Annotated in this window: 17 protein-coding genes and 1 pseudogene; 12 read left to right on the forward strand and 6 right to left on the reverse strand. The window is 62.5% G+C overall.

Features of this window, described 5'->3' with window-relative positions; all coding sequences use genetic code 11:
• The first annotated feature begins 5 nt into the window (after window positions 1-5).
• Complete coding sequence (locus ACIQC5_RS19885; protein WP_400286376.1) at window positions 6-485, forward strand: hypothetical protein; 480 nt, start codon at window positions 6-8, stop codon at window positions 483-485.
• A gap of 60 nt (window positions 486-545) precedes the next feature.
• Here the strand turns inward: ACIQC5_RS19885 and ACIQC5_RS19890 are convergent, their stop codons facing one another.
• Window positions 546-962 (reverse strand): hypothetical protein, encoded by a 417-nt coding sequence (locus tag ACIQC5_RS19890; protein ID WP_400286379.1) that lies wholly within the window; start codon window positions 960-962, stop codon window positions 546-548.
• A 436-nt stretch (window positions 963-1,398) separates the two neighbouring features.
• Between ACIQC5_RS19890 and mobF the strand changes: the two genes are divergently transcribed.
• From mobF to ACIQC5_RS19910, 4 genes and pseudogenes are all read left to right on the forward strand, one after another.
• On the forward strand, window positions 1,399-6,006 hold the full coding sequence (mobF, locus tag ACIQC5_RS19895) for a MobF family relaxase (protein ID WP_400286544.1): 4,608 nt from the start codon (window positions 1,399-1,401) through the stop codon (window positions 6,004-6,006).
• A 101-nt stretch (window positions 6,007-6,107) separates the two neighbouring features.
• Window positions 6,108-6,290 (forward strand): annotated as a pseudogene (locus ACIQC5_RS19900) (DUF4913 domain-containing protein); the annotation flags it as partial.
• A gap of 117 nt (window positions 6,291-6,407) precedes the next feature.
• Window positions 6,408-7,457, forward strand: coding sequence for a YhcG family protein (locus tag ACIQC5_RS19905; protein WP_400286546.1), 1,050 nt, complete (start codon window positions 6,408-6,410; stop codon window positions 7,455-7,457).
• A 161-nt stretch (window positions 7,458-7,618) separates the two neighbouring features.
• Window positions 7,619-8,428, forward strand: a complete 810-nt coding sequence (locus ACIQC5_RS19910; RefSeq protein ID WP_400286381.1) for a hypothetical protein — start codon at window positions 7,619-7,621, stop codon at window positions 8,426-8,428.
• Window positions 8,429-9,265: 837 nt separating this feature from the next.
• Here the strand turns inward: ACIQC5_RS19910 and ACIQC5_RS19915 are convergent.
• The 4 genes from ACIQC5_RS19915 to ACIQC5_RS19930 form a co-directional block, all read right to left on the reverse strand.
• Window positions 9,266-10,288, reverse strand: coding sequence for a DUF808 domain-containing protein (locus ACIQC5_RS19915; protein ID WP_400286384.1), 1,023 nt, complete (start codon window positions 10,286-10,288; stop codon window positions 9,266-9,268).
• Window positions 10,289-10,425: 137 nt separating this feature from the next.
• On the reverse strand, window positions 10,426-10,869 hold the full coding sequence (locus tag ACIQC5_RS19920; RefSeq protein WP_400286386.1) for an SRPBCC family protein: 444 nt from the start codon (window positions 10,867-10,869) through the stop codon (window positions 10,426-10,428).
• Window positions 10,866-11,528: a hypothetical protein gene (locus ACIQC5_RS19925; RefSeq protein WP_400286388.1), complete on the reverse strand. Its 663-nt coding sequence runs from the start codon at window positions 11,526-11,528 to the stop codon at window positions 10,866-10,868. The genes ACIQC5_RS19920 and ACIQC5_RS19925 overlap by 4 nt, the downstream gene beginning before the upstream one ends.
• A gap of 6 nt (window positions 11,529-11,534) precedes the next feature.
• The gene (locus ACIQC5_RS19930) at window positions 11,535-12,233 is read right to left on the reverse strand and encodes a hypothetical protein (protein WP_400286391.1); all 699 of its coding nucleotides are present in this window, start codon (window positions 12,231-12,233) and stop codon (window positions 11,535-11,537) included.
• Window positions 12,234-12,290: 57 nt separating this feature from the next.
• Between ACIQC5_RS19930 and ACIQC5_RS19935 the strand changes: the two genes are divergently transcribed.
• From ACIQC5_RS19935 to ACIQC5_RS19965, 7 genes are all read left to right on the forward strand, one after another.
• Complete coding sequence (locus tag ACIQC5_RS19935; protein ID WP_400286393.1) at window positions 12,291-12,932, forward strand: TetR/AcrR family transcriptional regulator; 642 nt, start codon at window positions 12,291-12,293, stop codon at window positions 12,930-12,932.
• A 719-nt stretch (window positions 12,933-13,651) separates the two neighbouring features.
• Window positions 13,652-15,013, forward strand: a complete 1,362-nt coding sequence (locus ACIQC5_RS19940; RefSeq protein WP_400286395.1) for a hemolysin family protein — start codon at window positions 13,652-13,654, stop codon at window positions 15,011-15,013.
• Entirely contained in the window at window positions 15,006-16,046 is a 1,041-nt protein-coding gene (locus tag ACIQC5_RS19945) for a hemolysin family protein (protein WP_400286398.1), read from the forward strand. Before ACIQC5_RS19940 ends, ACIQC5_RS19945 begins: the two co-directional genes overlap by 8 nt.
• Before the next feature lie 266 nt (window positions 16,047-16,312).
• Window positions 16,313-16,588: a hypothetical protein gene (locus ACIQC5_RS19950; protein WP_400286401.1), complete on the forward strand. Its 276-nt coding sequence runs from the start codon at window positions 16,313-16,315 to the stop codon at window positions 16,586-16,588.
• 9 nt (window positions 16,589-16,597) lie between these two features.
• Window positions 16,598-16,852, forward strand: coding sequence for a hypothetical protein (locus ACIQC5_RS19955; protein ID WP_400286404.1), 255 nt, complete (start codon window positions 16,598-16,600; stop codon window positions 16,850-16,852).
• Window positions 16,853-16,991: 139 nt separating this feature from the next.
• Entirely contained in the window at window positions 16,992-18,161 is a 1,170-nt protein-coding gene (locus ACIQC5_RS19960) for an ATP-binding protein (RefSeq protein WP_400286407.1), read from the forward strand.
• Window positions 18,154-19,200: a TolB family protein gene (locus ACIQC5_RS19965; RefSeq protein WP_400286410.1), complete on the forward strand. Its 1,047-nt coding sequence runs from the start codon at window positions 18,154-18,156 to the stop codon at window positions 19,198-19,200. The genes ACIQC5_RS19960 and ACIQC5_RS19965 overlap by 8 nt, the downstream gene beginning before the upstream one ends.
• Window positions 19,201-19,262: 62 nt before the next feature.
• Here the strand turns inward: ACIQC5_RS19965 and ACIQC5_RS19970 are convergent, their stop codons facing one another.
• Window positions 19,263-24,170, reverse strand: a complete 4,908-nt coding sequence (locus ACIQC5_RS19970; protein ID WP_400286412.1) for a DUF4082 domain-containing protein — start codon at window positions 24,168-24,170, stop codon at window positions 19,263-19,265.
• Between the last annotated feature and the right edge of the window lie 156 nt (window positions 24,171-24,326).

The following is a 24,326-nucleotide window of genomic DNA, read 5'->3' on the forward strand; positions in this document are numbered from 1 at the left end:
CGCCCATGACTCGCGACCAGGACCGTTTCTGGTCCAAAGTCATTAAAGGACCGCGGGAGAACGACTGCTGGCTTTGGGTTCGAGCTGTTGCCGATGACGGGTACGGCCGGTTCACTCTCAACAGCAACGGACGAACGCAGGCCGTCCGTCCGCATCGCTTCGCCTTTCATCTGGCATACGGCGTCGACCTGGACGGATTCGGGCCGCTGATGCACCACTGCGATATCCCGCTGTGCGTCCGCGCGACCACGACGGCAGATACGCATCTGAGTGTGGGCGATGCCAGAGTCAACATGCTCGATCGTCAAGCCAAGGGACGTGACACGAACGGTTCAGGATTCCGATGGCGCGGGCTGGCCCGCCGACAGTTCGCAGAACGGTCCAAGACACTGCGGGACGAAGTCCGCGAACATGGCTGGGATAGGGAGGACCGGGTGCGGGCACTGCTGGCCGGCGTCGATCCTGACGCCCCAACGCTCTTCTAAAACCGGTGATGCCCCCGGCCTGCCGGCCGGGGGCATCACCCTATCATCAGCTATCCGCCCTCAGGCAGCGGCGTCATGGCTCTCACGGTCAGCCGCTTCCGGTGCTGCTGGACTGTTGCTCTCCGTGGATGCCTTCTTTTCGTCCTCACTGAGGAGGTCCAGCAGCCGCTTCAACTCAGCGGCGCTGAGTCCCAGACGCGCCGACACGCCGGACTTCGGTTCGCCCGAATCGAGCATGGCACGAACTGTCATCGCGGCACCGCGGACTGCATCCTGCGCGTCCTCTTCGGCTTTCGCCAGGAGAACATCGGCCTTCTTCCTGGCATCGGCACGGACGAGCTCGGCTTGTTCCTGACGCTGGAAGAAATCCGCTGCCAGCTCAATCAACTTCTCGTGCCGTTCTGTCAGTTCCTTGGCCTTGGCCAGTGCCTTCTCGCGGGCAGCCTGCTGCTGCGCTGACTTGCGTGGTGTTGCCATGATGTGGGTCCCTCCCCCAGGTAGTCCTTCACACAAACCTAACGGCTAGCACCGGTACGGGTGGCCAGGCACGCGCCGCGCGCCATAACGGTCCTCGCTGACGCTCGGGCTGGCCATGCCAGGCTTGTCCACACGTGGACAGCTCCGAGATAAGGGCAGTCTCTCCGCTGACCACCAGGGGATAAGCCTGGCCGCGGTTCAACACAATCGAACGAACCGTGGATAACGGAAAAGCGTGTTACCCACCGCCCATTCTCATGTGCAGAACCGCATCAAAACCTTGATGGCCCGATCTTACCCGTTTTCGATCTCTTCCATCGATCCCCGCTCGCAAGCTCCCATCAGCCGATTCCAAAAATCAAAAACGACCAATATCTGTCACACCTCATGCATCATCGATAGGTGGGGCCGTTTCGCGGGTATGCTGGGTGTCGTGATGACCGTGCACAAGCTCAGTGCCGGCGACGGATACACGTACTACACACGTGAGGTCGCCAGCGGTGATGAGCTGCGTGTCAAGGGCCGTGAGCTGGGTGATTACTACACGGTGGACGGCAACCCTCCCGGCCAGTGGGGCGGGTCCGGCGTGCAGCATTTGGGTGTTTCAGGTGACGTCACCGAGACACAAATGGCGGCCTTGTTCGGACTGGGATTACATCCCAACGCGGAGAAAATGCTTGCCGATGACCCCACATCAGATGTCGCTTTGGGTCAGAAGTACCGACAAGCGAATCAGAAAGACAACGAACTGCAGGCGCGCATCAACCGTGCCACCGGTGACTACCAGCGCCTGAACCATCGCGAGCCGGACGCGGATAACCGTCGCCGGATCCGCACGAAAGAGGGCGCCCAGTACTTCCGTGAACTCAACGGCCGAAACCCTGCTGACAAGGAAGAGCTGGGTAAGTTCATCACCGCCCAGACCAAACCCGCAGCACAGACAGTTGCCGGATACGACCTTGTTTTCGCCCCCGCGAAATCAGCCTCTGTTCTGTGGGCCATCGGCGGTGCCGACGCCCGCAAACAGATCGAGGCCGCACATAACGAGGCCATCGAAGAGACCATGGAGTACCTCGAAAAGGAAGCAACGTTTACTCGACGCGGCCGCAACGGCGTCCGCCAAGAGGACGTCGATGGCGGCCTGATTTACACCAAGTTCCGCCACTACGACTCCCGCACCGGGGATCCGCAACTGCACGATCACATCGTGGTGTCCAACAAGGTCCTCGGTGCCGATGGCAAATGGTCCAGCCTCGACGGGCGGCTGCTGTACCAATTCAATGTGGCCGCCTCGGAGATGTACAACAGGGTGGTCATGGAGAAGATCTGTGCACGCCTGGGCGTCGGCCTGACCGAACGCAAAGTCAACGGCGACCGCCCCGTCACCGAGATCGCCGGCGTCGATGTAGCCGCCATCGAAGCTGCCTCCTCACGACGGGAAGGCATCAAACCTGTCATTGATGAACTGACAAAAGAGTTCACTGAGAAGCACGGCTACGCACCCAACAAGAAGCAGCTGATTTCCCTGGCCCAACAGGCAACACTGGACACCCGACCGGCCAAGAAGGAAGCCAGACAGCTCTCCGCACTGGTGGAAGAGTGGACGACCGAACTAGGCGCTCTGCCCGGCGTTGCCACCGGCCCGGCCGCTGTCGAACAAGCACGCAAGCATCGCCATGATGCACGCGAACAGTCCGAAAAGGACCGGCCCTCATGGATGGTCGCCCACGCCGATGAGCTCGACCCGGCCGTCGAAGCACAAGGTGTCATTGAACGGCTCGAACGCAGCCGTGGGGTCTGGGGAGAGCACCACATCAGGGCCGAAGCAACCAGGCGACTGGGTTCCAGGCTCGGGGAAATGCCCATCCCGCAGGCGCTTCTTGAACAGGTCACCGCGCGTGCGACAGATCAGTTCTCCCTCCGCATCACCCCCGAAACACCCGCCCCTGACATTGAGGCCTTGCGCCTGTCCAACGGCGGATCCAAGTACGGCAAACCACACTCCACCCTCTACACCTCAGCCGGGATCCTCCACAGCGAAGACCGGCTCCTGACAGCCGCGCAAAGCGTTGTCATCCCGGCAGCGACGGTCGATTCATTCGATGCGGCGTTGGCCCTGCAAGAGAAGACATTCGACGCCGGGCAGCTGCGCATGGCCCAGGAGTTCGCGTGCAGCGACCGCCTGCTGCTGGTCGGTGTAGGGCCGGCCGGTGCAGGCAAAACAACAGCCTTGAAACTTGCAGCTGACACCATCCGGGAAGCCGGCGGTCGGGTGTTCGGACTCGCGCCTACTGCCGTGGCCGCGGCTGTGATGGGCACTGAACTGGGAGCCACAGCGACCACCATTGACTCCTTCGTCCTCGCCCACAAAACAGGGGCGGCGGACGAGAAAACCACCCCGCGACCGGGGGACGTCATCATCATCGATGAGGCCGGGATGGTCGGCACTGAACTGTTCGCCTCAGCCGTGACCATCGCCGAACAGCACGGCGCGGTCGTGCGCGCACTCGGGGATGACCAGCAGCTCTCCGCCGTAGGCTCCGGTGGCGCGCTGCGGCTTTTGAAGAACACCGTCGGTGCTGTTCACCTGGAAGACCTGCACCGGTTCCGGAACGCGGACGGCACCCCGAACGAGGCAGAAGCGGAAGCCACCCTAGCCCTGCGCGAACCATCCCTTAACGGCGTTGATGACCCGTGGACCTTCTACCGGGAGAACCGCCGCGTCGTCGGCGGCGACGCCGAAACCATGACCTCCCAGGTCTTCGAGGCATGGCAGAAAGACACCAACGCCGGCCACCACGCCATCATGATGGCCTTCGACAATGCCACCGTCACCGAACTGAACGCCCGCGCCCAGGCCTACCGGATCGCCACCGGAGAACTGGACTCCACCACCCCTGCAGCCATGCTCCGGGACGGCCTGACCGCCCGCGCAGGGGACATCATCGTCACCCGTGAGAACAACCGCAGGCTCTCCACCAACAGGGGCAAGGACTTCGTCAAGAACAACGACGTCTGGAATGTTCTCAGTGCCCACGAGGATGGATCCTTGACCGTCCGGCACCACGGACACCAAGGAACCATCACTCTTCCCGCTGAGTACGTGCGCGGCAACACGATGCTCGGATACGCGGCAACCATCCACCGCACCCAGGGCGTCACGTGCGACACCGTCCACGCCCTGATCAGCTCGGGACTGTCCCGCGCCCTGGCCTACGTCGCCGCGTCCCGCGGCCGCTACTCCAACAAGCTCTACGGCATCGTGGGCGAGGGAGAAACCATGGAGGACGTCCTGACGGCAGTGGCCGCCAACCATGACGGCAACCTCACCGCGCACGAACAGATGGACGCCGCCCGCGCCCAGGCGCGCTCTCTGCCGCAAATGTCCGAGCAGTACCGGGACATCGATGCCCAAGCCAACGAGCTGCGCATGGCAAACATCGCCCGCCGTGAACTCGGCGAAGGCGTCGCAGGGACTTTCACGAAATCCACCGCCTGGGGAGCAGTCGCCACGCACCTGCGCGCGGCCGAGAACGAAGGATTCAACCTCGTCCACCTCCTTAGGGACAGCCTTAACGAGGAAGACTTCGGCGCATCCGCGGATCCCGCGGCTGTTCTGGCGTGGCGGGTTGAGGACCGCCTTGACCGGTGGCGCTCACGCGCAGCCGATCCCGGCCGCCGGCCGCTGGAATCAATGACCGATGAGGCACTTGAACGGCTGGACCGCAGGGCCACCGGTGAGCTGATGCGCGCCAAAGCCGAAGCAGCCCGCACACCAGATGTGAAGACCCCGGACCGGAAGAACCTTGCCCGCAACTGGACCGCCGAACGGAAAGAAACGCCGTGGCAGCGACGCCTGCACGGCCACCTCAGCGACGACGACCTGGCAGCGCGGATCCACGCAGCGCAGCAGCAGGGACGTACGGACACGACGGTCAACGATCCCGCGGCGACGCGTAAAAACCAGTGGCTGACATCATCACTGCACAAGGAACAATCGCTCCGCGAACAGATACACCCCGAAGCCCGGGCCGATGAAGCCTACGAACGCGGCCCGGTAAGCAACTACCGCCGGGACGAAAACGCCCCCAAGATCGAAGCAGCCGCACAGGTCCACCGCAGGATCCGTGCCGAAATCGAACTGCGCCGGCAACTGCCCGCATCCGTCGGAACGCCACCAGCGGCTGACCGGTTGCCGGCATGGATGGCACCGGCCGACGTCGCAACCCACGACGACACCCCGGCCTTGTGGCGGAAGGAACTCCTCGAGCGCCGGGAAATCATGGCCACCGAAGTCAGTCGCCTTGGTGCGCAGCTCGCGGCTGAGCCTCCGAGCTGGGCAGCTGCCCTCGGCCCGGTGCCGTCCGACACCGCACGGCAGGAGCAATGGCGGACCCTCGCCGTGGAAATCTCCTCCTACCGTGACATGTACAGGATCCCGGCCAGCGAAACATCCCCCGTACCCAAGGACCACCAAGAAAAGGGTCTCGGGTTGGAACTGACCGCACGCGTCACCGCCATGCACAAGCACACGGCGCAAACGCACAAGGAGCCACTGTCCGCCGCCGACGCTTCACTCATGGCCGAAGCCGCGCACGTCGAAGCCGTCGTGAAGGAGACCCCGACACCGGCCGAGGAAGTCGTGGACCACCTGCAGCAGGCACGCGGTGAGCAAGCGCAGCTGAGCCCGGCACAGGAACGCGCCGAACGGCTGGCCGAACTCGCCCGCAAGATCCGCCAAAACCGGGCAGAACGCCACGGCGGCGACTCCGAGGCCCGCAGCCCGGAAGCCGTCCAGGAAGCCCTGGACCAGCTCAAAGCACGGCGAGAACAGGAAAAGAAGCAACCGAGGACGACAGAGAAGGACTTCGCTAAGAAGCTGGCGGCACGACGCGCGGCACAGCCCAGAACCTCCGCCCCGTCCGCTGTTGAGAAACTCCGGCAAGAACAAGCCGAAGCCAAAGCCGCCGAAGAACGCCGTCGCCGGGACCAGCCAGGTCCGGGCAGGGGGCCGGAACAGGGTCCCCGCGGTCCGCGCCTGTAGGTTGACTTGATTGCGGGCAAGTCTGGCAGCTGTACGAATGGATCGCGCACCTTCCGGGGATCGCCTCTATCAAGATCCCTGGCACCTAACACCTCAGACTCGATAGCGCCACCGGAATCAGTGTCTTGGGGAAAGACCATACCGATCACCACATGAGCGTTCTGCTGGACCAGCGGGGTCCGTTCTGCAAATGCGACATGCAAAAACACCGCGACCCCGAACACCTGGAGCCCAAGAAAGCACCATCAGGCTGGGTCCCCGATGTCCGAGCCTTCCAGCCGTGAACCCGGTCCGCATCAGAGCCAGACTGCCGACAAAGATCCAGGCACCTCAAATGAGAGGAAACTCCCAATAGTGCCACAGGCTGTGGCACATTTGCCGATCGATAGGGTGGAGCCATGATGTCTTCAGAAATTGACCTCCCGACGGGCTACGACCAGCTGCTGGAGTCCCTGAAGAACCGGGTCCACGGCGCCAGGACGCAGGCGCAGCGGACCGTTAACACCTTACTGATCGAGCTCTACTGGTCTCTGGGCAGTGACATCCTCGCCCGGCAGGAAACACAGGGCTGGGGCAGTGGCGTCCTGAACCGGCTTGCCTCCGACCTCCGAACGGCCTTTCCCGATATGAAGGGGCTCTCTGCCCGGAACCTGCAGTACATGACCGCGATGGTGCGTGCCTGGGACGGCGGAGCAAATGTGCCACAAGCTGTGGCACATTTGCCGTGGGGTCACATCCGCACCATCCTCGACAAAGCCACCACCGCCGACGAACGCAACTGGTACGCCGCCGCGGCTGTAGAGTACGGATGGTCGCGGAACGTCCTGCTGAACATGATGATGAACCGCTCGATGGAGCGCACCGGCACAGCACCTTCGAACTTCACCCGCCAGCTCGCGTCCCCTGACTCGGAGCTGGCACAGCAGATGGCCAAAGACCCCTACAACTTCGAATTCCTCGGCCTCTCCGGTGAAGTCGCCGAACGGGATCTCGAAAACGCACTGACCAACCGGATCACCGAAACCTTGCAGGAACTCGGGCCTGGATTCTCTTTCGTCGGTCGGCAAGTCCACTTCGACGTCGATGGAGATGACTACTACATCGACCTGCTCTTCTTCCACATCGAACAGCTCCGGTACGTGGTCATCGAACTGAAGACCGGCCGCTTCCGGCCGGCTTGGGCCGGCCAGCTCAATTTTTACGTCGCCCTGGTCGATGACGTCCTCCGGCGCGACTTTCACAACGAAACCGTCGGCATCCTGATCTGCGGCACCAAAAACGACCGCAGCGTCCGATACAGCCTCGGCCGCTCCACCTCACCCATGGCAGTGGCCGCCTACACCTACGACAAACTCCCAGCCGCCGAAAAACATGCCCTGCCCAACGAAGGACACCTTGTCGCAGCCCTCGACTGGGCCGAACCCGGCGAAGACCAAGGCAACGAGGAATAATCCTCACTGCCGCCAGAAGCCCAACTCGCGCGCCCGTGCAACGTATGACTCCCGAAGCCGAATAAGGCCGGACGTCTCGTCCCCACAGCAGCGTCCGGTACGTTAAAAGCGGCATATCCAAGAGCACGCGAAGCGCCCGCAACGGGCGAGCAAGGAACATCATGGCCGGCACTGAGCACGCCCGCGGCAAAGCACCCGAAGACGCGGGGCTGCCCCAGGAAGCGGTCACCGACGCCCTGGAGTGGATGAGGATAACTTACGCATTGGACTACGCAGCCAAAGCGGACTCCTGGGACCGGCCCGAGGACTACCCACAACTATGGACCGCGCGCGCCTACGTTAGCGACCAGATTTTGGAACTGGACGGCGGCACCGTTCACGCGGACGCCCAAGGCGAGATCGCCGTGGCCGAAGCCAGCGTCTACGTGATTCCCAACGTCGGGGACGTCAATTTCTTCGACACCATGGACGCCCACAGTGCCGAACTATGCCAGTTCGCCGAGGCGTTCATCGCAGCCGGCTCCGATCACGAGGACCTCAGCATCGATGGGGAACCGGTCATCGACGGGGATTTGTTGATCTTGTCGTGGTTGGCTGTTCAGCCACCCTTCCGTGGGCATCGGGTCGGACAGCAAGTCCTCAAAGCCATACTCCGGGCAGTGGGTCGTAGCACGGGAGTCGTGGCTCTGCGTGCGGCACCAGGCTTGCGGGACGGAATGGAGGAGGGATCTCTCGAGCACCGCAGGGAATCCCGGGCCCTCGCCAAATATTGGGGTGAACTGGGATTCCGCCGACTCAACGGTGACTTCATGGTCCTGGCCGACGAGGCGATCTTCGACCTGCTCGAAGACCAGCAGCAAGATGACAGCGAGGTTGCTGTTGAGGCGCTGCAGGATGTTCCTCTGATGCAGATGTCCGAGCAGGAACGGGACGCAGTCTTCAAAAGCCTCCGTAGGGAGCTCGACGACTAACCGGCCGGATAAGGCCCAAGGACGGTACTCGTTCGTGACATGCGTGTGCCGGCGAGAAAGCCAAACGCCGATAAGCACCCATGTGTCAGCCTGATTGTGTCAAGCCTTTTGGGACTAGTTGTGTCAAGTATTTTGGCCCCGGGCAGATGGTTTTATCTGGTCCCGATACGATGGCTGTGGCCCCTTCCGAGTTGACGGGAAGGGGTGCAGGCGCCACTTTCTGTCTGTGAGGGTTGGTTCAGGGAGAGCCGGGGGTGAAGCCCCTAAGAGGGTTAGTTTGTTGTGAGTTCCGCGTAAAGCTGTCGGACGCGGGTCTTGATGTCGTCCTGGACCAGGCGCAGTACCCCCGACTGGGAAAATCCTTCGACGCATCCCGGCTCGAGTTGCACCGGCTTGTTGCCGAAGCGGCCGAGCACGGGGTTGTTAGGTGGGCTGCCGTTTCGGCCGTATCCGGCCAAGGCCGGTCTACGCCGGCGTCGTGGAGCACTCCGTGTACGTCGCTGCAGAGGCCCGTGGACTCGGTCTGGGCAAAGCACTCGTGAAAGCCTCATCGACTCCACCGAACGCGCCGAGATCTGCACCATTCAATCCAGCATCTTTCCCGAGGCCACTCCAACCTCAGGATCCACGAAACCGCCGACTTCCGGATCATCAGACACAGAAGCCGCATCGCCAGAATGACCCACGGACAGCCTCGGGCTGGCAAACGGTGATGGTCACCGTGGATCAACTGTCCAGCTAAGCGCCATTGAACCTGTGGCCGGTGAACGGCACAGTCCTGATGCCCTGCCCCAGCCACGGAGCCATCCACATCGCAACGCCTGCTGCTCCGGCCGCCTAAGTGGCGGGATCGTCGTTTCGTTTCGTCGGCCGGTGGCCGGCGATTGCGGCGCGCACGTCCCCTTCGTCGTGCCCGTCTTTCTTATTGGCAAATGGCAGCACCTTTAGCAGCGGATGCACGATGACCATGATGAACAGCCCCCAAGCGGCTCCGAGAATGGCAGAGGATAGCGTGTTTACAAGCCAGGCAAGGAAGCCGCCCACGACTGGGATCCCGGCGAAGGGTGTCTCGAGGACATGGACTAAGTCATACGGCGCGTGCCAGCCGAGGTCGTATGCGCCCTGGAGCATGATGTGACCACCGACCCACAGCATAGCGATCGTCCCGATGAGGGTGATCGCGGCCAGCACGGCGGGCATCCCCTTCACAAGCAGCTGGCCGAAACGCTGGGAGCCCGCGGAGTCTTTAGTGGTCAGGTGCAGGCCGATGTCGTCCATCTTGACGATGAGTGCAACGGCACCGTACACGATGATCGTGATTGCAAACGCTACAACAACCAAGATGAGCGCCCGGACCCATAAAGACTCATCGGCTACCTCGTTCATGGCGATGACCATAATCTCGCAGGACAGGATGAAGTCGGTGGTGATAGCGCCCTTGGTCACCTTGGCCTCCGCTTCGGGTCCACGTTGGACGGCCGGCGCCTTCTCGGTCGCGGAATGGCCGCGGAGCTTGTGCCAAACCTTTTCGGCGCCCTCATAGCAGAGGTACGTACCGCCCAGCATGAGGATGAACGGAATGAACCCCGGGATGAAGGCGCTGACGAGAAGCAGCGCGGGGAGGATGATCACGAGTTTGTTTCGGAGCGAGCCCCAGAAGATCCGCTTGATCATCGGCAGTTCGCGGGACGGGTCTGCCCCGGAGACGTACTGCGGAGTGACAGCGGCGTCGTCGATTACCACGCCGGCAGCTTTGGCTCCGGCCTTGGCGGCTCCTGCTGCGATGTCATCCACGGAGGCAGCCGCTATGCGGGCCAGGGCTGCGACGTCGTCCAACAGGGCAACGAGACCGCCGCTCACAGCACGACCCCGCGCTGCTCAAGGACGGACGGCTGGGCGTGCCTGCCTCGGTCAGGGCGTGTGATTGTCATGATCGGAGTATATGGTGGCAGGCAACTCGTCGAGGGGCTGACGGCTGAGGCGGGCCGCTCAACGGCTCAGGAGTGTTCCATCAGTGCCTTGAGGGTGGCCAGTGCCTTTTTGTCGGCCCGTTTGAAGATGCCTGTCAGAAGCGGTACGGCGTACCGGGCCAGGCCGGCCACCTTGAAGTCCACGGTGCTGACGAGTCGACAGGTGTCGGGACCTATTGGTTTCACAAGATAGCTGGCGACCCCGGTCATTTTGCCCGATGGAATTTCGAATGCGACGAAGCGGCCAGCGTCATATTCGATGAACCGGTTACGGGCGACGACCCTCATTCCTGCGAATCGCCGCACCAACTCATGTTCTGTTCCAACTCCGACAGGGCCCGGGGTGATGCGCCGTATCTCATCGATTCCGCTTTGCCATCGGGGCGCATTTGTTTGGTCTGAAACGAAGTTGAAAACCTTTGCGGCCGGCGCCTGCAGTTCGGTCCACGTTTCCAGTTGGAGTCGTTTCATGAGGCTGCCTTTCTCAGGGGCGTTCGCACTCCATGGCTTGCACGTTCCGGCGATTGGAACGGCACGAGCGGGCCCGTGGCTGTCACCACCGGCCGGTGCGGGATCGACGAGGCGAATGCCAGTACAGTCACGAACGACACTACTAAAATGGCCACCCAAGCGCCGCGAGGCTCTGTCAGAGCCAGCACCGGGCCGGTGATTGCAGGCCCTGCCAGCGCGAGGGCCGCCAGGGCGACTGCGCTGGCGAGGCCACAGGCCAGCCTGCCCCATAGGGGGCCGCGGCGCGATACAGCGTAGCCTCCACCCATTGCTATCAGCGCCACGGCGATAGCTCCTCCGCCCAGACCTTGGGTAAGAAGGGCGGGAACTGCTCCAGGCAGAAGCATCGGAGCCACGGCTAACGCTAATGGCGCCACTGCGAGCCAGCGCCAATGTTGCCGTCCGCCGGTTCGTCGGAGGGCTTCCGCCCAGCCCAGGAGTCCGCCCGCAGCCGCGCCGGGGAGGATGAGTCCGCCGAATGTCCCCCACCAATCAACAGTGGACGCCGGACCGGCGAGCTCTACCATGTAGCCACGGAAACCTGCGGCCCAGGCGATCCCGCCCGTCGTGCCCAGTGCAACAAGAGTTACCGCTGGTTTGCCAAAGAAATGCATGTTCATGGATCCTTACTGGCTCTTGTGGCGGAGGGCGCGCGCCATGGGGAATGGCCGCCTGCCGCGTTGAAAGTTTGTTCTCCTCGGCAGGGGTTCCCCGTCATCCCTCATCAGCACCCAACCAAGAGCCGCGAAGAGCAGCATCCAGCTGGCTATTGCGAATCCAGCGCCGACGAATGACCAAGCCAACGCGGGAAGCACGAGCACATAGAGCCAGATACCCAGCGAGAGTGGAATCCAGCGCTTCCAGCCCTGCCAGAATTTTTCCCGAATAACGGCAACGCCCGTCACCATAAGGGCGGCACCGAGAAGGAGGCTGAAGACGCCATAAGCTGCGCCGAGGAGAAGCGCGATCGGCGAGTCCGTGGGTTCGGCAGCTGCGGCGATGGCGGCAAGTTCCGTCACTGCGAATCCTGCCATGGAGATGACGGCGACAGGATGTCCAATGCGTGCCGGGCCGCCGTTACCTGGCGCTCCCGTCGCATGAAGTGCTCTCAGGCCTGGCAAAAGGGCTGCATGCTGAAGGGCAAACCACACCTGGACGACTGTGAACGAGGCACGATCAAACGGATAGCTCCACTGAGTTTCAGGGACCGACGGATTTACGAAGACCTTGTAGACGCTTAAGGCTGCCCCCAGAAGTCCGGCAGAAAAACAGCCCAAGCCTGCGGTTCGGTTGGTGAGGTGGTGGTTGCGGTTCTGCGTAGTCATGACACGGTCCTTGTGGTGACTCTCGCTAGGGTCATGCTCTAGTGAGATACTCTAAATATGGACCCGGACACAGTACGCGTCAAGAGCATCCGCAGGAAGAGGGCGGATGCCACGAGACGCAAGCTCGTTGTGGCAGCGCACCAGGAATTCATTACCCGAGGATTCGCTGGGGCGACCATGGCCGGCATCGCCGCCCGCGCGGGAGTGGCTCCGCAGACCGTGTACTTCGTCTTCCATACCAAGGCCGAACTCATCAGCGCCGTCATTGACGCTGCGGTCCTGGGCGAGGAGGATCCCCGCCCGCCGCAGTCCCAACCGTGGTGGACAGCGATGGAGGAGGAGGAGGACGCTGCTGAGGCTTTGCGGATTTTCATTCGGGGCGCCGGCCCCCTCTTTGCGCGCGCGTCGGCCATTTCGGAGGTTCTTCGCGCGGCTGCCTTGACCGACGACGAAGTGCGCCAAACGCACGATGATCATGAGAACCTTCGCCGGGAAGGGTTCAGGCAGGTCCTGGAGATACTGTCAGGCAAGGGCCCGCTCCGGGCCAACTGGCCCATCGATCAGCTCACCGATGCGTTCATGACTGTGTATGGTGACAGCACATACCACCAACTCGCAGACGAGCGCGGTTGGAGCCACGACCAGATCATGGTCTGGCTCTGCGACGTCCTCCCGGGCATGCTGCTGGCCGAAAGCTGAATGGAGTTCTGAGCCGGGCCTCTAATCCATAAGCGATCAACATGCCGACGCCGGCTCTGCCGGCTGCCCATGGAATGCAACCCTTCTGCTCGAACGCCGTTCGAGTACAAACGCTTGATCCCGTGGCTGGAAAGATACATCCGCGCCCCGGATCGGCGCGGTCCGCTTCTCGCGACTGACCAAGCCGAGATGACACGATGGGATCATGCCCGTTGCCAAGTCTGCAGCCGACGGAACTGGGATCTGCCCCGGGCGGGGAGTCCTAACGGTGATCTGGCGTGCAGGAGCTACCGCACCCCGATGGCTCTCCGGAATCCCGACCAATTATTTGAGGTAAGGAGTCTTCATGGCATCTGATTTGGAACTTCGGTGCTCCTGCTGTGGCCGCTCTCTGAAACGGGAGAAGCTCCACGCCCTCGGCGCAGAACCTGCCTATATATGCCGCAGATGTGCCCTATGGGTTGCGTTGCGCCCACGATCGTCAGCCTGAGATTTTCACCCAGCCCTCTGAATCCCCAAAGCAGCGGAACGTTATCGGTGATGCATCGATGGCGATACGAGCTGCGATAAGGCTCGCTGCAAAGCCGCAACCTACCGGATAAGTCGTCATTAGGCACCCGGTAGAATTGATTGCACTATGGATGACCCTCCTTCACATATGCCCAGGCCCCTCGATCTTTTGACCGGTTCTCCGGTCACCAAGGGAGAGGGGCGCCCGAATGTATGAATGGATCATGTTGGGTGTCGGCCTTGTCCTGACGGTCGGTACCGGATTCTTCGTAGCTTCAGAGTTCGCTCTGGTTAATCTTGACCGCAGCGACCTTGAGGCCCGGCAAAGCCGTGGTGAGAAACGCCTCGCACCCACCATCAAGGCGCTGAAAATAACGTCAACGCACCTCTCAGGTGCCCAGCTCGGCATTACACTAACCACGCTGTTGACCGGTTACACGTTTGAACCTGCCATCAGCAGTATGCTCAGGGGCCCGCTTCTCTCCATAGGCCTACCGGAAGCCATCGTGCCGGGTATCGGGGCGGTGGCAGGCATTTTCCTGGCGACGGTATTCTCGATGGTTATCGGCGAGCTCGTACCCAAGAACTTTGCACTGGCGTTGCCGTTGGCAACTGCCAAGGTCGTGGTCCCGTTCCAGACGATGTTCACTGCCGTGTTCAAGCCGGTGATCCTGCTGTTCAACAACACTGCGAACCAAATCATTCGCTCTTTTGGCATTGAGCCCAAGGAAGAGCTCTCCGGGGCACGCAGTGCTGAGGAGCTCAGCTCTCTGGTCCGCCGCTCAGCTTTGGAAGGTTCGCTGGATCTTGACCATGCGGTCCTGCTCCACCGCACGCTGCGCTTCGCGGAACACTCAGCGGCCGATGTCATGACGCCGCGGGTCAGGATGGCCGCAGTGCACGGCGGTGAGACGGCAGACGACATACTGAGCCTTGCAACGGCCACTGGCTACTCCCGCTTCCCGGTCATCGGTGAAGACCGCGACGACGTTCTGGGTGTGCTGCACGTGAAGCAGGCCTTCGCTGTTGCTCTGGCAGACCGCAACGCCATCACGGCTTCCGTCCTCATGTCCAAACCGCTGCGTGTTCCAGAGTCCGTGGGCGTTGACACCCTGCTCCCGCTGCTGCGCAAACAGGGCCTGCAAGTGGCCATCGTCTCGGACGAACACGGAGGAACGGCCGGAATCGTCACCCTCGAGGACCTGGTGGAAGAAATCGTCGGCGAGCTCGAGGACGAACACGACCGGGCACGCGTAGGCGTGGTCAGAACCGGACGGTCCATCACCTTCGATGCTTCCCTACGGCCGGACGAACTGCTGGACCGGACCGGCGTCATTGTTCCGGACGGCGAGGAATACGACACCCTTGCCGGCTTTGTCACCGACCAACTGGACCGCATCCCTGAACTTGGGGACGAGGTGGCTGTTAGCGGGGGAAGCTTGCGCGTTGAACGCGTCGTCGGCACCCACGTGGAGCGGTTGCGCTTCACACCGGATGAGACCGGGGAAGCTCCCAAGAGCGCCCACGATCGCATCGTCGACAACCTCACGCAGGAGCTAACCCATGAGTGAATACCTTCCCGGCATCATCTGGCTCATCGTGCTGCTGGTCGTCAACGCCTTCTTCGTCGGCGCCGAGTTTGCCGTCATCTCCGCCCGCCGGTCACAGATTGAACCCAAGGCCGAGGCCGGCAGCAAGGCTGCGAAGACCACACTGTGGGCTATGGAACACGCAACACTTATGCTGGCGACCAGCCAGCTGGGCATCACCGTATGTTCCCTGGTGATTCTCAACGTCTCCGAACCAGCCATCCACCACCTGCTTGAGATCCCGCTGGGCCTGACTTCGCTCTCCGGCGAGGCAGTCGGCATCATTGCCTTCGTGATGGCGTTGCTGCTGGTGACGTTCCTGCACGTGGTTCTCGGCGAAATGGTCCCGAAGAACATCTCGTTCTCCGTTCCAACCCGTGCTGCCCTGATCCTTGCACCGCCTCTGGTGCTGGTCTCCAAAATGGTCAGGCCAGTGATCTGGACGCTGAACGGGATCGCCAACTCCATCCTCCGCCTCTGCAAGGTGACGCCGAAGGACGAAGCAACCAGCGCATACACCCTGGATGAAGTAGCCAATATCGTGGAGCAATCAACACGTGACGGCATGCTCAGCGACACCACCGGCACTCTCACCGCGGCATTCGAGTTCACCGCCAAAAAGGTTGCCGACGTGGAGGTGCCCATCGACGAGATGGTGCTGCTGCCCGCGTCCGCGACACCGGCTGACATCCAGCGCGCGGTGGCAGAACACGGCTACTCCCGCTACATCCTCACCGATGACGACGGCGCCCCTTCCGGGTATCTGCACCTCAAGGACGTCATGGATCTGACATCCGGGGATAAGTTCACCACGTCCGTTCCGACCAAGAGGATCCGCCGCCTCGCCTCAGCATTCAGCGGCAGCGACCTTGAAGACGCCCTGGCCGCGATGCGCCGCAGTGGCTCCCACGTCGCCCGGGTCTTCGATGCGGAGGGCAACACCACGGGCGTGCTGTTCCTTGAAGACATCATCGAAGAACTCGTCGGCGAAGTACAGGACGCCACCAGCGCCTGAAGACAAAGGGAAACCCTGCCCGGGACCGACCGGGCAGGGTTTTCATTCTTCCCTTGCTGGGCATCAGCCTGCTCATTTTCGTGGCCTTCGATGCCGTCCTTGGCATCGCCAAGAACGGACGCCAGAACATGGAGACCGGCACGAAGTAGTCCGTACATGGCCGGGGGATGAGCGTCTGGGTCTTGCCAGCTGCAGCGCACAGTGCCAAGGTCTAACTATTGTTCCTCCCGTTCCACATGACAGGGCTCAGTCCAGGGGGTTGCGCTATGAATCAATGGTTTCTTCCACCGGGCGGGATTCTGAGCAATTACATTGCTCCGGGGCAGACCGTCCGCCACTCGTTCTGGTGGGAAGATCGCGCGTTTGGTCCTGCCATCCTGGCTGTCGCGATGCCACCTTCAATCGTGGTCTCGACCGGCGGGGTGACGACCCTCAGTAACGGATTCAGCCAAAGTCGCGATCGGCTCACCTACTTTGCTGATCTGCGGGCAGAAGCCTCGTATGGCAGCAGCTATCGCCTCCTCATTACAGCATTGCGCTAAGGGGCCACCATGGAATGTACGGTCATCAGCGACGAGCGCGGCGTGATTATCGCCATTGGTCCGGCGCCGGGCCCGGTGGAGTCCTCTGACGGAGAGGGACCAGCGCTCTGGCACGAGCTGCTGCCCCTTGAAGGACAAACCAGTCAGATTGTGGACGTACCCGATGACTTGCTCAGCGACCCGAAGCAGCTGGCAAATCTGCATCAAACCCACCGTCTTCGCGACGGCAAAGTGCAGGCTATTGGCGGTCTGGCCACGGGCTAGGTTCCTGGCAATTGAAAGAACAGCACCTGAACGTCGGACTGGCTAGGCTCTTCGAATATAACCAATGACGCTCATCTCAAAGTATCCGTGACTATAAAGGGGTATCCAAAATATTGGATACCCCTTTATAGTTCTTGATATGGAAAGCGCTTTGAATCCTTACTCGCCCGGTTCGGGCCGACGGCCTTTCGAGCTGGTCGGGCGCCAGAGCGAGATCGATGCCTTCGACCTGCTGTTGGCCAAGACCCGTCAGCGAAGGCCTGACCGGGGGATCGTTCTGCACGGGCTGCGTGGGGTGGGCAAAACGGTTCTGTTGAACGAGTTTCGGCGTCAGGCCGAACATGCGGAGTTCATGGTCGTCTTCCTCGAAGGCAGGGATGCCGAGGGAGGTCCCGAGGCTGTACGGGCCAAGCTCGCCCGGAACCTGCTGCAGGCCGGGCGGAAGCTGAACCGCCGCGGCGCAGGGGAACGACTCTTGGCGGCGCTTGGCAGCATCGCATCCTTTTCAGCGAAATTGGGCGTGACCGGGATCGATATCGGTGTGAACCTCAATCACGGTCGCGCTGACTCCGGATCGATTGAAGTGGACCTGGAAGAACTGATTGAGGACCTCTGCTTGGCACTGGCGGAGAAGCGATCGGGCCTGATTTTCGTCATCGATGAAATGCAGGATCTGGACGACGGACTCATCGCTGCCCTCCTCAGTGCCCAGCATCTGGCCGGCCAACGCGAATGGCCTTTCTACATTGCCGGGGCGGGACTGCCCAACTTGCCCTCGGTACTGAGTGAAGCGCGCTCCTACGCAGAGAGGATCTTCAATTACCGCAGCATCGGAGCGTTGTCGAGGGAGGCCGCCGAGGCGGCCCTGGTCGCCCCGGCCCAACGCTATGGGGCGTCATTCGTACCCGAAGCCAAAGACCTCCTCCTGAGCGCATCGGGGGCGTACCCATACTTCCTGCAGGAATACGGATACGCCGCATGGGAAACAGCCCCGGAGAAAACCGTAACCTTCGACGACGCCAAAATCGCGGTGGAAATCGGCCGCGCACAGCTGGACCAAGGGTTCTTCCCCTCACGCTGGAAACGCGCCTCGAAAGCTGAGAAAGACTTCCTGCGCCTGATGGCCATCGACGGTGATGACGGATCCAGCACAGCTGACCTCGCTGACCGGGCGAAAAAGAAGCAAAGCTCCATGACCATGACCCGCGCATCGTTGATCGACAAGGGGATCATCTACGCACCCGCCCTGGGTGTTGTGGCGTTCACCGTGCCAGGAATGGCTGATTACGTCAAACGCCTCCATGAATAGCACGAACGCAGGAACCGGCACCACTGCAGGCGGGAGGTTGCGGTGGGGAATTCTCCTGACCGTAACTGTGCTGGTTCTTGCCGGAGCCTCGATCTACGCGGTGGGAGCGTACCAGCGCTTTGAGGAGAGCCGCACGGCCGCCTCATCCGTGGGGGTCACCGCAGGCCGATCTCTCCCCGAGGTTCCTTTCGTCCTGTTCAGGAACACAGCCGCCGGGCAGGGGTATGGCAATGCAGCCACGGTACCGCTGTCGGCTCCGGGTGGCACACGTGCTGTCAGTGATCAGGCGTGCGAACGTGTCTATGGCACCTCCGCCATGGTGGTCTGTCTAAAGTCCAACCGTGGGTTGGTGACTACGTACGAAGCGTCAGTCCTGAACCGTGACTGGCAGCAGGAGCGGGCGTGGCCTGTCCCTGGCATTCCGAGCAGGACACGCATCAGTCCGGACGGTCCCATGATCGCCACCACGGTGTTCGTCTCGGGGCACTCATACACGCAAGCCGGGTTTTCCACAGCAACCGAAATCACTGTGCCCGGCGGCGGCACGGGAAACCTCGAAGACTTCGCCCTCATCGTGAACGGAGAACGCCTGCTGGCCAGCGACCGGAACATCTGGGGCGTCACTTTCGCACCAGACCAGAGCGATATCTTCTATGCCACCGCAGCCTCGTCTGGGCGTATCTGGCTCGTCCGGGGAAGCCTGACAGATAAGACCCTGACAGCCGTTCGGGACAACGTCGAGTGCCCCTCCATATCGCCCGACGGCACCCGGATCGCGTACAAGAAGAATGTTGGCGGTCCGCTGACCGCTCACTGGAACGTCGCCCTTCTTGACCTGGCGACCGGCGCGGACACGGTGCTCCCGGAAAAGCGCAGCGTCGATGACCAGATCGAATGGTTGGATAATCAAAACCTGCTCTACGGCCTGGCTGACGAGGACACCGAAGGTGACAGCAACATTTGGAAACTGCCGACCGATCCCGCGTCCCAGCCGAGCCTCTTCATCGAACACGCGTGGTCGCCCAGCGTGGTCCGCTGACGTCCGGCCCAAGAACCCGGGGAGCGGACGGACGTCAGCAGCCTTAAAGAGCGCCCCACACGTCAGCAGGTTCCCAGTAATCCGCATAGCAGCCGGCCGGACCCTGTCGGACTCGGCGAGGGGCTGGGTGACGGACTGGGGGCAGGACTTGGTGAGGGGCTCGCTGTCGCTGTTCCGGATGGGGCCGGCGTTGCGGTCGGTGTAGGCGTGGGCGTCGGTGCGGGCGCCGCCTGCGCTGGCGTGGTGGTGGCCGAGTAGAGGACATCGACGAAGTAGTTCGTGGAGTTCCATGAGTTCGTTGGCGCCGCACCGCCGGTACCGTACAGATAGCGGCCGTTGTCAGGGCCGGCGGCGGTGAACACCCCACTGACCCAGGTTTGGGCGAAGAACGCAGGAGTGTAGGCGTAGCGGCCGTTGGGCGCCAGATAGGACACGACGTACGTTTCCCCCGGAGCTACGGCTACAGGGGAGGACAGCATCGCGGTTTGCCAGCCAGTTGCTGTTTCGTTCGAGAACGTCACCTGAGCCAGCCGCGTACCAGCAGCGTTCCAGAAGGAACCCACATGGGTTCCGGTATTTCCGGTTCCCTTGTAGAACCGGATGCCAGTGACATGGCCGGCCTCGGAGACCGTGAACGCCGTTCCCAGCTCAACAGATGACGCGTCATCGGAGGATGCTGTCTGCGGTTGAAGCTCACCGAAGATGGATGATTGCTGGGCATCAGGGTCGGTAGTGGCGAACTGCCAGGTGGTGGTCGGCAGCCTCTGGCCCTGCTGGGATTCGATGTTGCTGACGCTGACGGAGATCGCTGTGTTGCCCGGCAGAGGAGCTCCCGGGGTGAAGGTTAGGGCGCGGCCGTCGGTGGACAAGGCAGTGCTGCCGGCAAGGGGTGCCTCGTTCGCCGCCAGCGCGAACGAGGCACCTGGCTTGATGGCGGACGAGAGTGTGAGCGTTGGTTTGACGTTGACGGGCACGCCCGTGGCGTCGGGCGCAGGGGACCGGTCAGTTATCGTCAGCGGCGGCACCGCAGCCATGAACACCAGGTCCACAAGGTAACTTGCCGTGGAGGGTGAGTTGGGGAAGTCATTGTTGTAGGCGAACGCCCCGGAATCGGGTGCTGTCCGCAGCGGCCCGCTGGTGAACCCGTTTCCGAATCCGCCAGCCGTGTAGGAGTAGTGGCCGCCCGGGGACTTGTAGGCCACCACATACTCGGTGTTGGCGTTGATGTTCACCGGCTGGTTGAACGTTGCTGTTTGCCAGCCGGAACTGGACTCATTGGTGAAGGTGACGGAGGCCAGGAGCTGCCCGCCGGCCGTATACACCGAGCCGGTATGTGTCCCGGTGTTGCCGGCGGCCTTGTAGAACCGAACGCCGGTGATCTCCCCTGCAGTGTCGCTGGCGAACCGGACGCCCAGGGACAGCGGCACGCCGTCGTTGGCGTCGGGCGTGCCCGGCGCCACGGTGTCCTGGTACAGGGTGCACGGGCATGTCCCCGGTGTCCTGGGGACAGGGACGGTGCTGAAGGTCCAAGTAGCGTCGCTCAGTGGTTGCCGGGATACCGCGGTTGCCGTGACGGTGGCCGTGTAGGACGTCCCGGCCGCAAGCGGCCCGGTGGGAGTGAACGTGACCTTCCGGGTTTGGGTATCGTAGCTGGTGGATCCGGCCGCGATGGTTCCGCCTGCGTCTTTTACCGTCAGGTTCACGCTGGAGGCTTCGGCCGGTTCGGACAGTACGGCACTGATCTGGCTGTCCAGTGCAACGCTGGACGCCCCGGGAAGCGGGGACTGCCCTGTTGGAGTGAAAGCCGGCGGTGGAACCCTGACGATGACGTCCACGAGGTAGCTGGCGTTCGAACGTGACCCCGGGAAGTCTCCGCTGTACGTGTACGCGCCGGCGTCCGAAGTTGTTCGCAGTGGTCCGACGCTCATGCCGGATCCGAACCCGTTGGTAGTGGCTGAGTAGGTGCCGGTCAGTGACTTGTAGGCCACGATGTAGTCCGTGTTTGCGGCCATCTGGATTGGTTGGCTAAACATCGCCGTCTGCCATCCGGAGGCGCTCTCATTGGTGAACGCGACAGTTGCCAGCTGCTGTCCGGCGGCCGTGTACAGGGCGCCGTTGTGGGTGCCCGTGTTGCCGGTCGACTTGTAGAAACGCATGCCCACGACTTCCCCGGCTGAAACGCTGGAGAACCGGACGCCCAGCGTCAATGGGACGCCGTCCCGAATCTCAGCAATGCCCGGGGTGACGGAGTCGTCAAAGAGGCTGCACGGGCAGGACCCGGGAACCGGCAGTGTCGCCGCGGTCGCGAACGACCAGGTTCCACCGGCTGTGACCGGACCGCCCAAGGTGTCCGCCCCGGCGAGGGTGGCCGTGTACTGGGTGCTGAACGCCAGTGCGCTTGTTGGTGTAAAGGTCGCCCGCCGCGTGGCGGGGTCGTACGCCGTCGTACCGGCCACCGGGCCGTCGGGGGACTGAAGCGTCAGCTGGACGCTGGAGGCAGTGACGGGCTTGGAGAACACGGCACTGACCTTGGTGTCCACGGAGACGCTGGACGAGGACGGGAACGGTGTGTGCCCGGTTACCGTCATGGGGCTGCTGTCCACCGTGCTGAACAGGGCATCGGCGAAGTAGTTGCCGCCGTTATAGCTCGAGGTCGGGAACGCGGAGGAGGTGGCATAGACACCGGCAGGCTCGGCCCCGAAACCCCCGGCCACCTTCAACGGCGCGTCGGAGGACCCAAAGCTAGCCCATTGGAAATTCTGGATGGAGTATCGGCCGTTGGGCGCCCAGTAGGACACCGTGTACTTCTGGCCTGCCGCCACCGGGACGGCTTGGCTGAACAGCACGGACTGCCATCCGGAGGTGGTCTCGTTGGTGAACGTCGCCGTGGCAAGACGCTCTCCGGTGGAGCTCCACAGGGACCCGGTGTGCGTACCGGTGTTGGCGGCGCTCTTGTAGAAGCGCACCCCGGTGATAAAACCGTCCACGGTGGGGGTGAAGCGCACGCCCATTTCGTAGCTGCCGCCGTCACCGGAATCCTGCACTGTCGGAACGGTTTGGCCGAAGACGCTGTAGGGTCCGCTCAGGAGCAGGTTCCTGCTGGCGGCTGCGCCGATGTTGGCGCTGTCATCAATGGCCCTGGCTTGGATGGTGGCGGTCTCGAAGCCCTTCTGGATATAGGTGTAGGTCCAGTTTTGCTTGCCCACGGCCGGGTGCCATGTGCTGCCGCCGTCGGTGGAAACCTCGACACCGGCCACCACCCCGCCGGTGTCGGCGGCGGTTCCGGTCACGATGACGCTGGTGCCATGCGGCACAGTGGCGCCGTTGGCCGGGGCAGTAATGGCCGCGATGGGCGCGGCCCGGTCGGTGCTTGGGACGGCAGCGATCAGCCCGGCAGCGCGGGTGGCGGGCTGGGCCCCCATATCGGCCAAGAGGTTGACCTGGGCCTGCCGCATCCGCGGATCGGCCGGTGCGCCGTCGCCGTCATGCACTTCGTCCAGGCCCCAGGTCCACTGGACGCTGCCGGCGGAGAACACCAAGGCACCGCTGGGGGCACGGTAAAGGGTCAAGTGGTGGGTTGTCGTGCCGGGCAGGACGGTGTTTCCGAAATCCTGAAGATACTGGGGCACGTCCCCGACGGTGGTGGACAGGCGCACCAAACCCGGTGGGCGGAATCCGTTGTCAAGGTCCTCGTCGGACTCGTATCCCACCGTGTGGGGCGCCAACGCCGCGGAGGATCCGGGCGACAACGAGGACAGGGAGGTGTTCCGCCAGAGCCTGGTTTTGCCTTCCTCCGAATTGACGGTCACCGGCAGGTCGGAGTAGTTGGACATGTAAATGGTTCCGGTCAGCGCGTTTTCGGGCAATCCGCCGCCATTGGTCTGGGCCGCGAACCGCGGGTCCCGCCAGGTTCCGGTCCATTGGGGACTGGGGTCGATTTTTTCGTTGGCCCAGGTTTCCTTGTAGGAGGTCAGCGTCCGTCCCACACCACCATCCACCGGGGAGGGTTCGAAGCGGGTGCGCCAATACCCCTCGTTGCCGGAGAGGAACTGCAGGTTCACGCCCGCGTCACGGGCGGCGGTGATGTTGGCCCGTTGGGGGCCGGACCAGTACTCGTCGTGCCCGACGGAAAGGAAGACCTTGTGGTTCAACAGTTGAGCACCGTTGCCGTCGGTATCGAGCCCGCTGATATAGCTGACATCGTAGCCGTTTTGTTCCAGGAAACGCACCATCGGGTACTCGTTGGAGAAGTAGAAGTCCCGGCCGCCGGGACCGCCGCGGGTTGCTACCGGGCGGTTGTAGCTGACCTTGTAGGCGCGTCCGTTGGGCCCTTGGTAGAAGTCCGAGCCACCGTAGGAGTTGTAGGCCTGCCAGGAGGGATCGGAGGTTTGGAAAACAACGTCGGAACGGCTGCCGTCGGAGCGGACGATGAAGGTGATGTGGCTTTGCCCGCCGGTATCGGGCCGGGTCAGCAGGGCGATGTAGATACCTGAGACCGCGGAGGCGGGAACCTGCCACGTTGCGGACACCGCCCACGTGCCGCAGTCATACAACCCCGTGGTGAGGTCATTGAGGCACTGCGGCTGGTTCTGCCGGAACGCGGACGGCGTCACGTCAGCGATCTTCCGGGCACCGTTACCGCCATACCAGCCGGTCCGGTAGATCGCGATGGTGTAGCTGGACGCGCTGGTATCGATCTTAAAGCGAATGGGCTGGCCCGCATTGACGCTGATCTCGGTGGAGAAACCTTGGATGCTGTCGTCACCGGGGCCGGAAATGTCCCACTCCGATGGCGGACTTCCGGGCTTGGAGTTTTCACAGACAACAGGGTTCACTACGGGCTCGCAGGGTCCCGCAGCGAGGGCTGTCGGGGCGGTAAGGGGCAGCAGGGCTGCCATCACGGCAATCACCAAGGGCGTGATGAATCCCTTCAAGGGTGACTGCGGCCGGGTGGCTGAATGACCGGGCATCGGAACTCCTGGGAGTGGTACGCCTGTTGCGAGTATGGATCCGTGCTTGCCGCACGGTCCCTGCTTGCCGCTCCCCAGCCAGGGTCAAACCAAGAATCTTCAGTTAGAAACTCCCGGGTCCTTGTCCTTTGGGTGGTCATGAAGAAGAACCAGACC

It is taken from the genome of Paenarthrobacter sp. NPDC092416 (assembly GCF_044755025.1).
GTDB lineage: Bacteria > Actinomycetota > Actinomycetes > Actinomycetales > Micrococcaceae > Arthrobacter.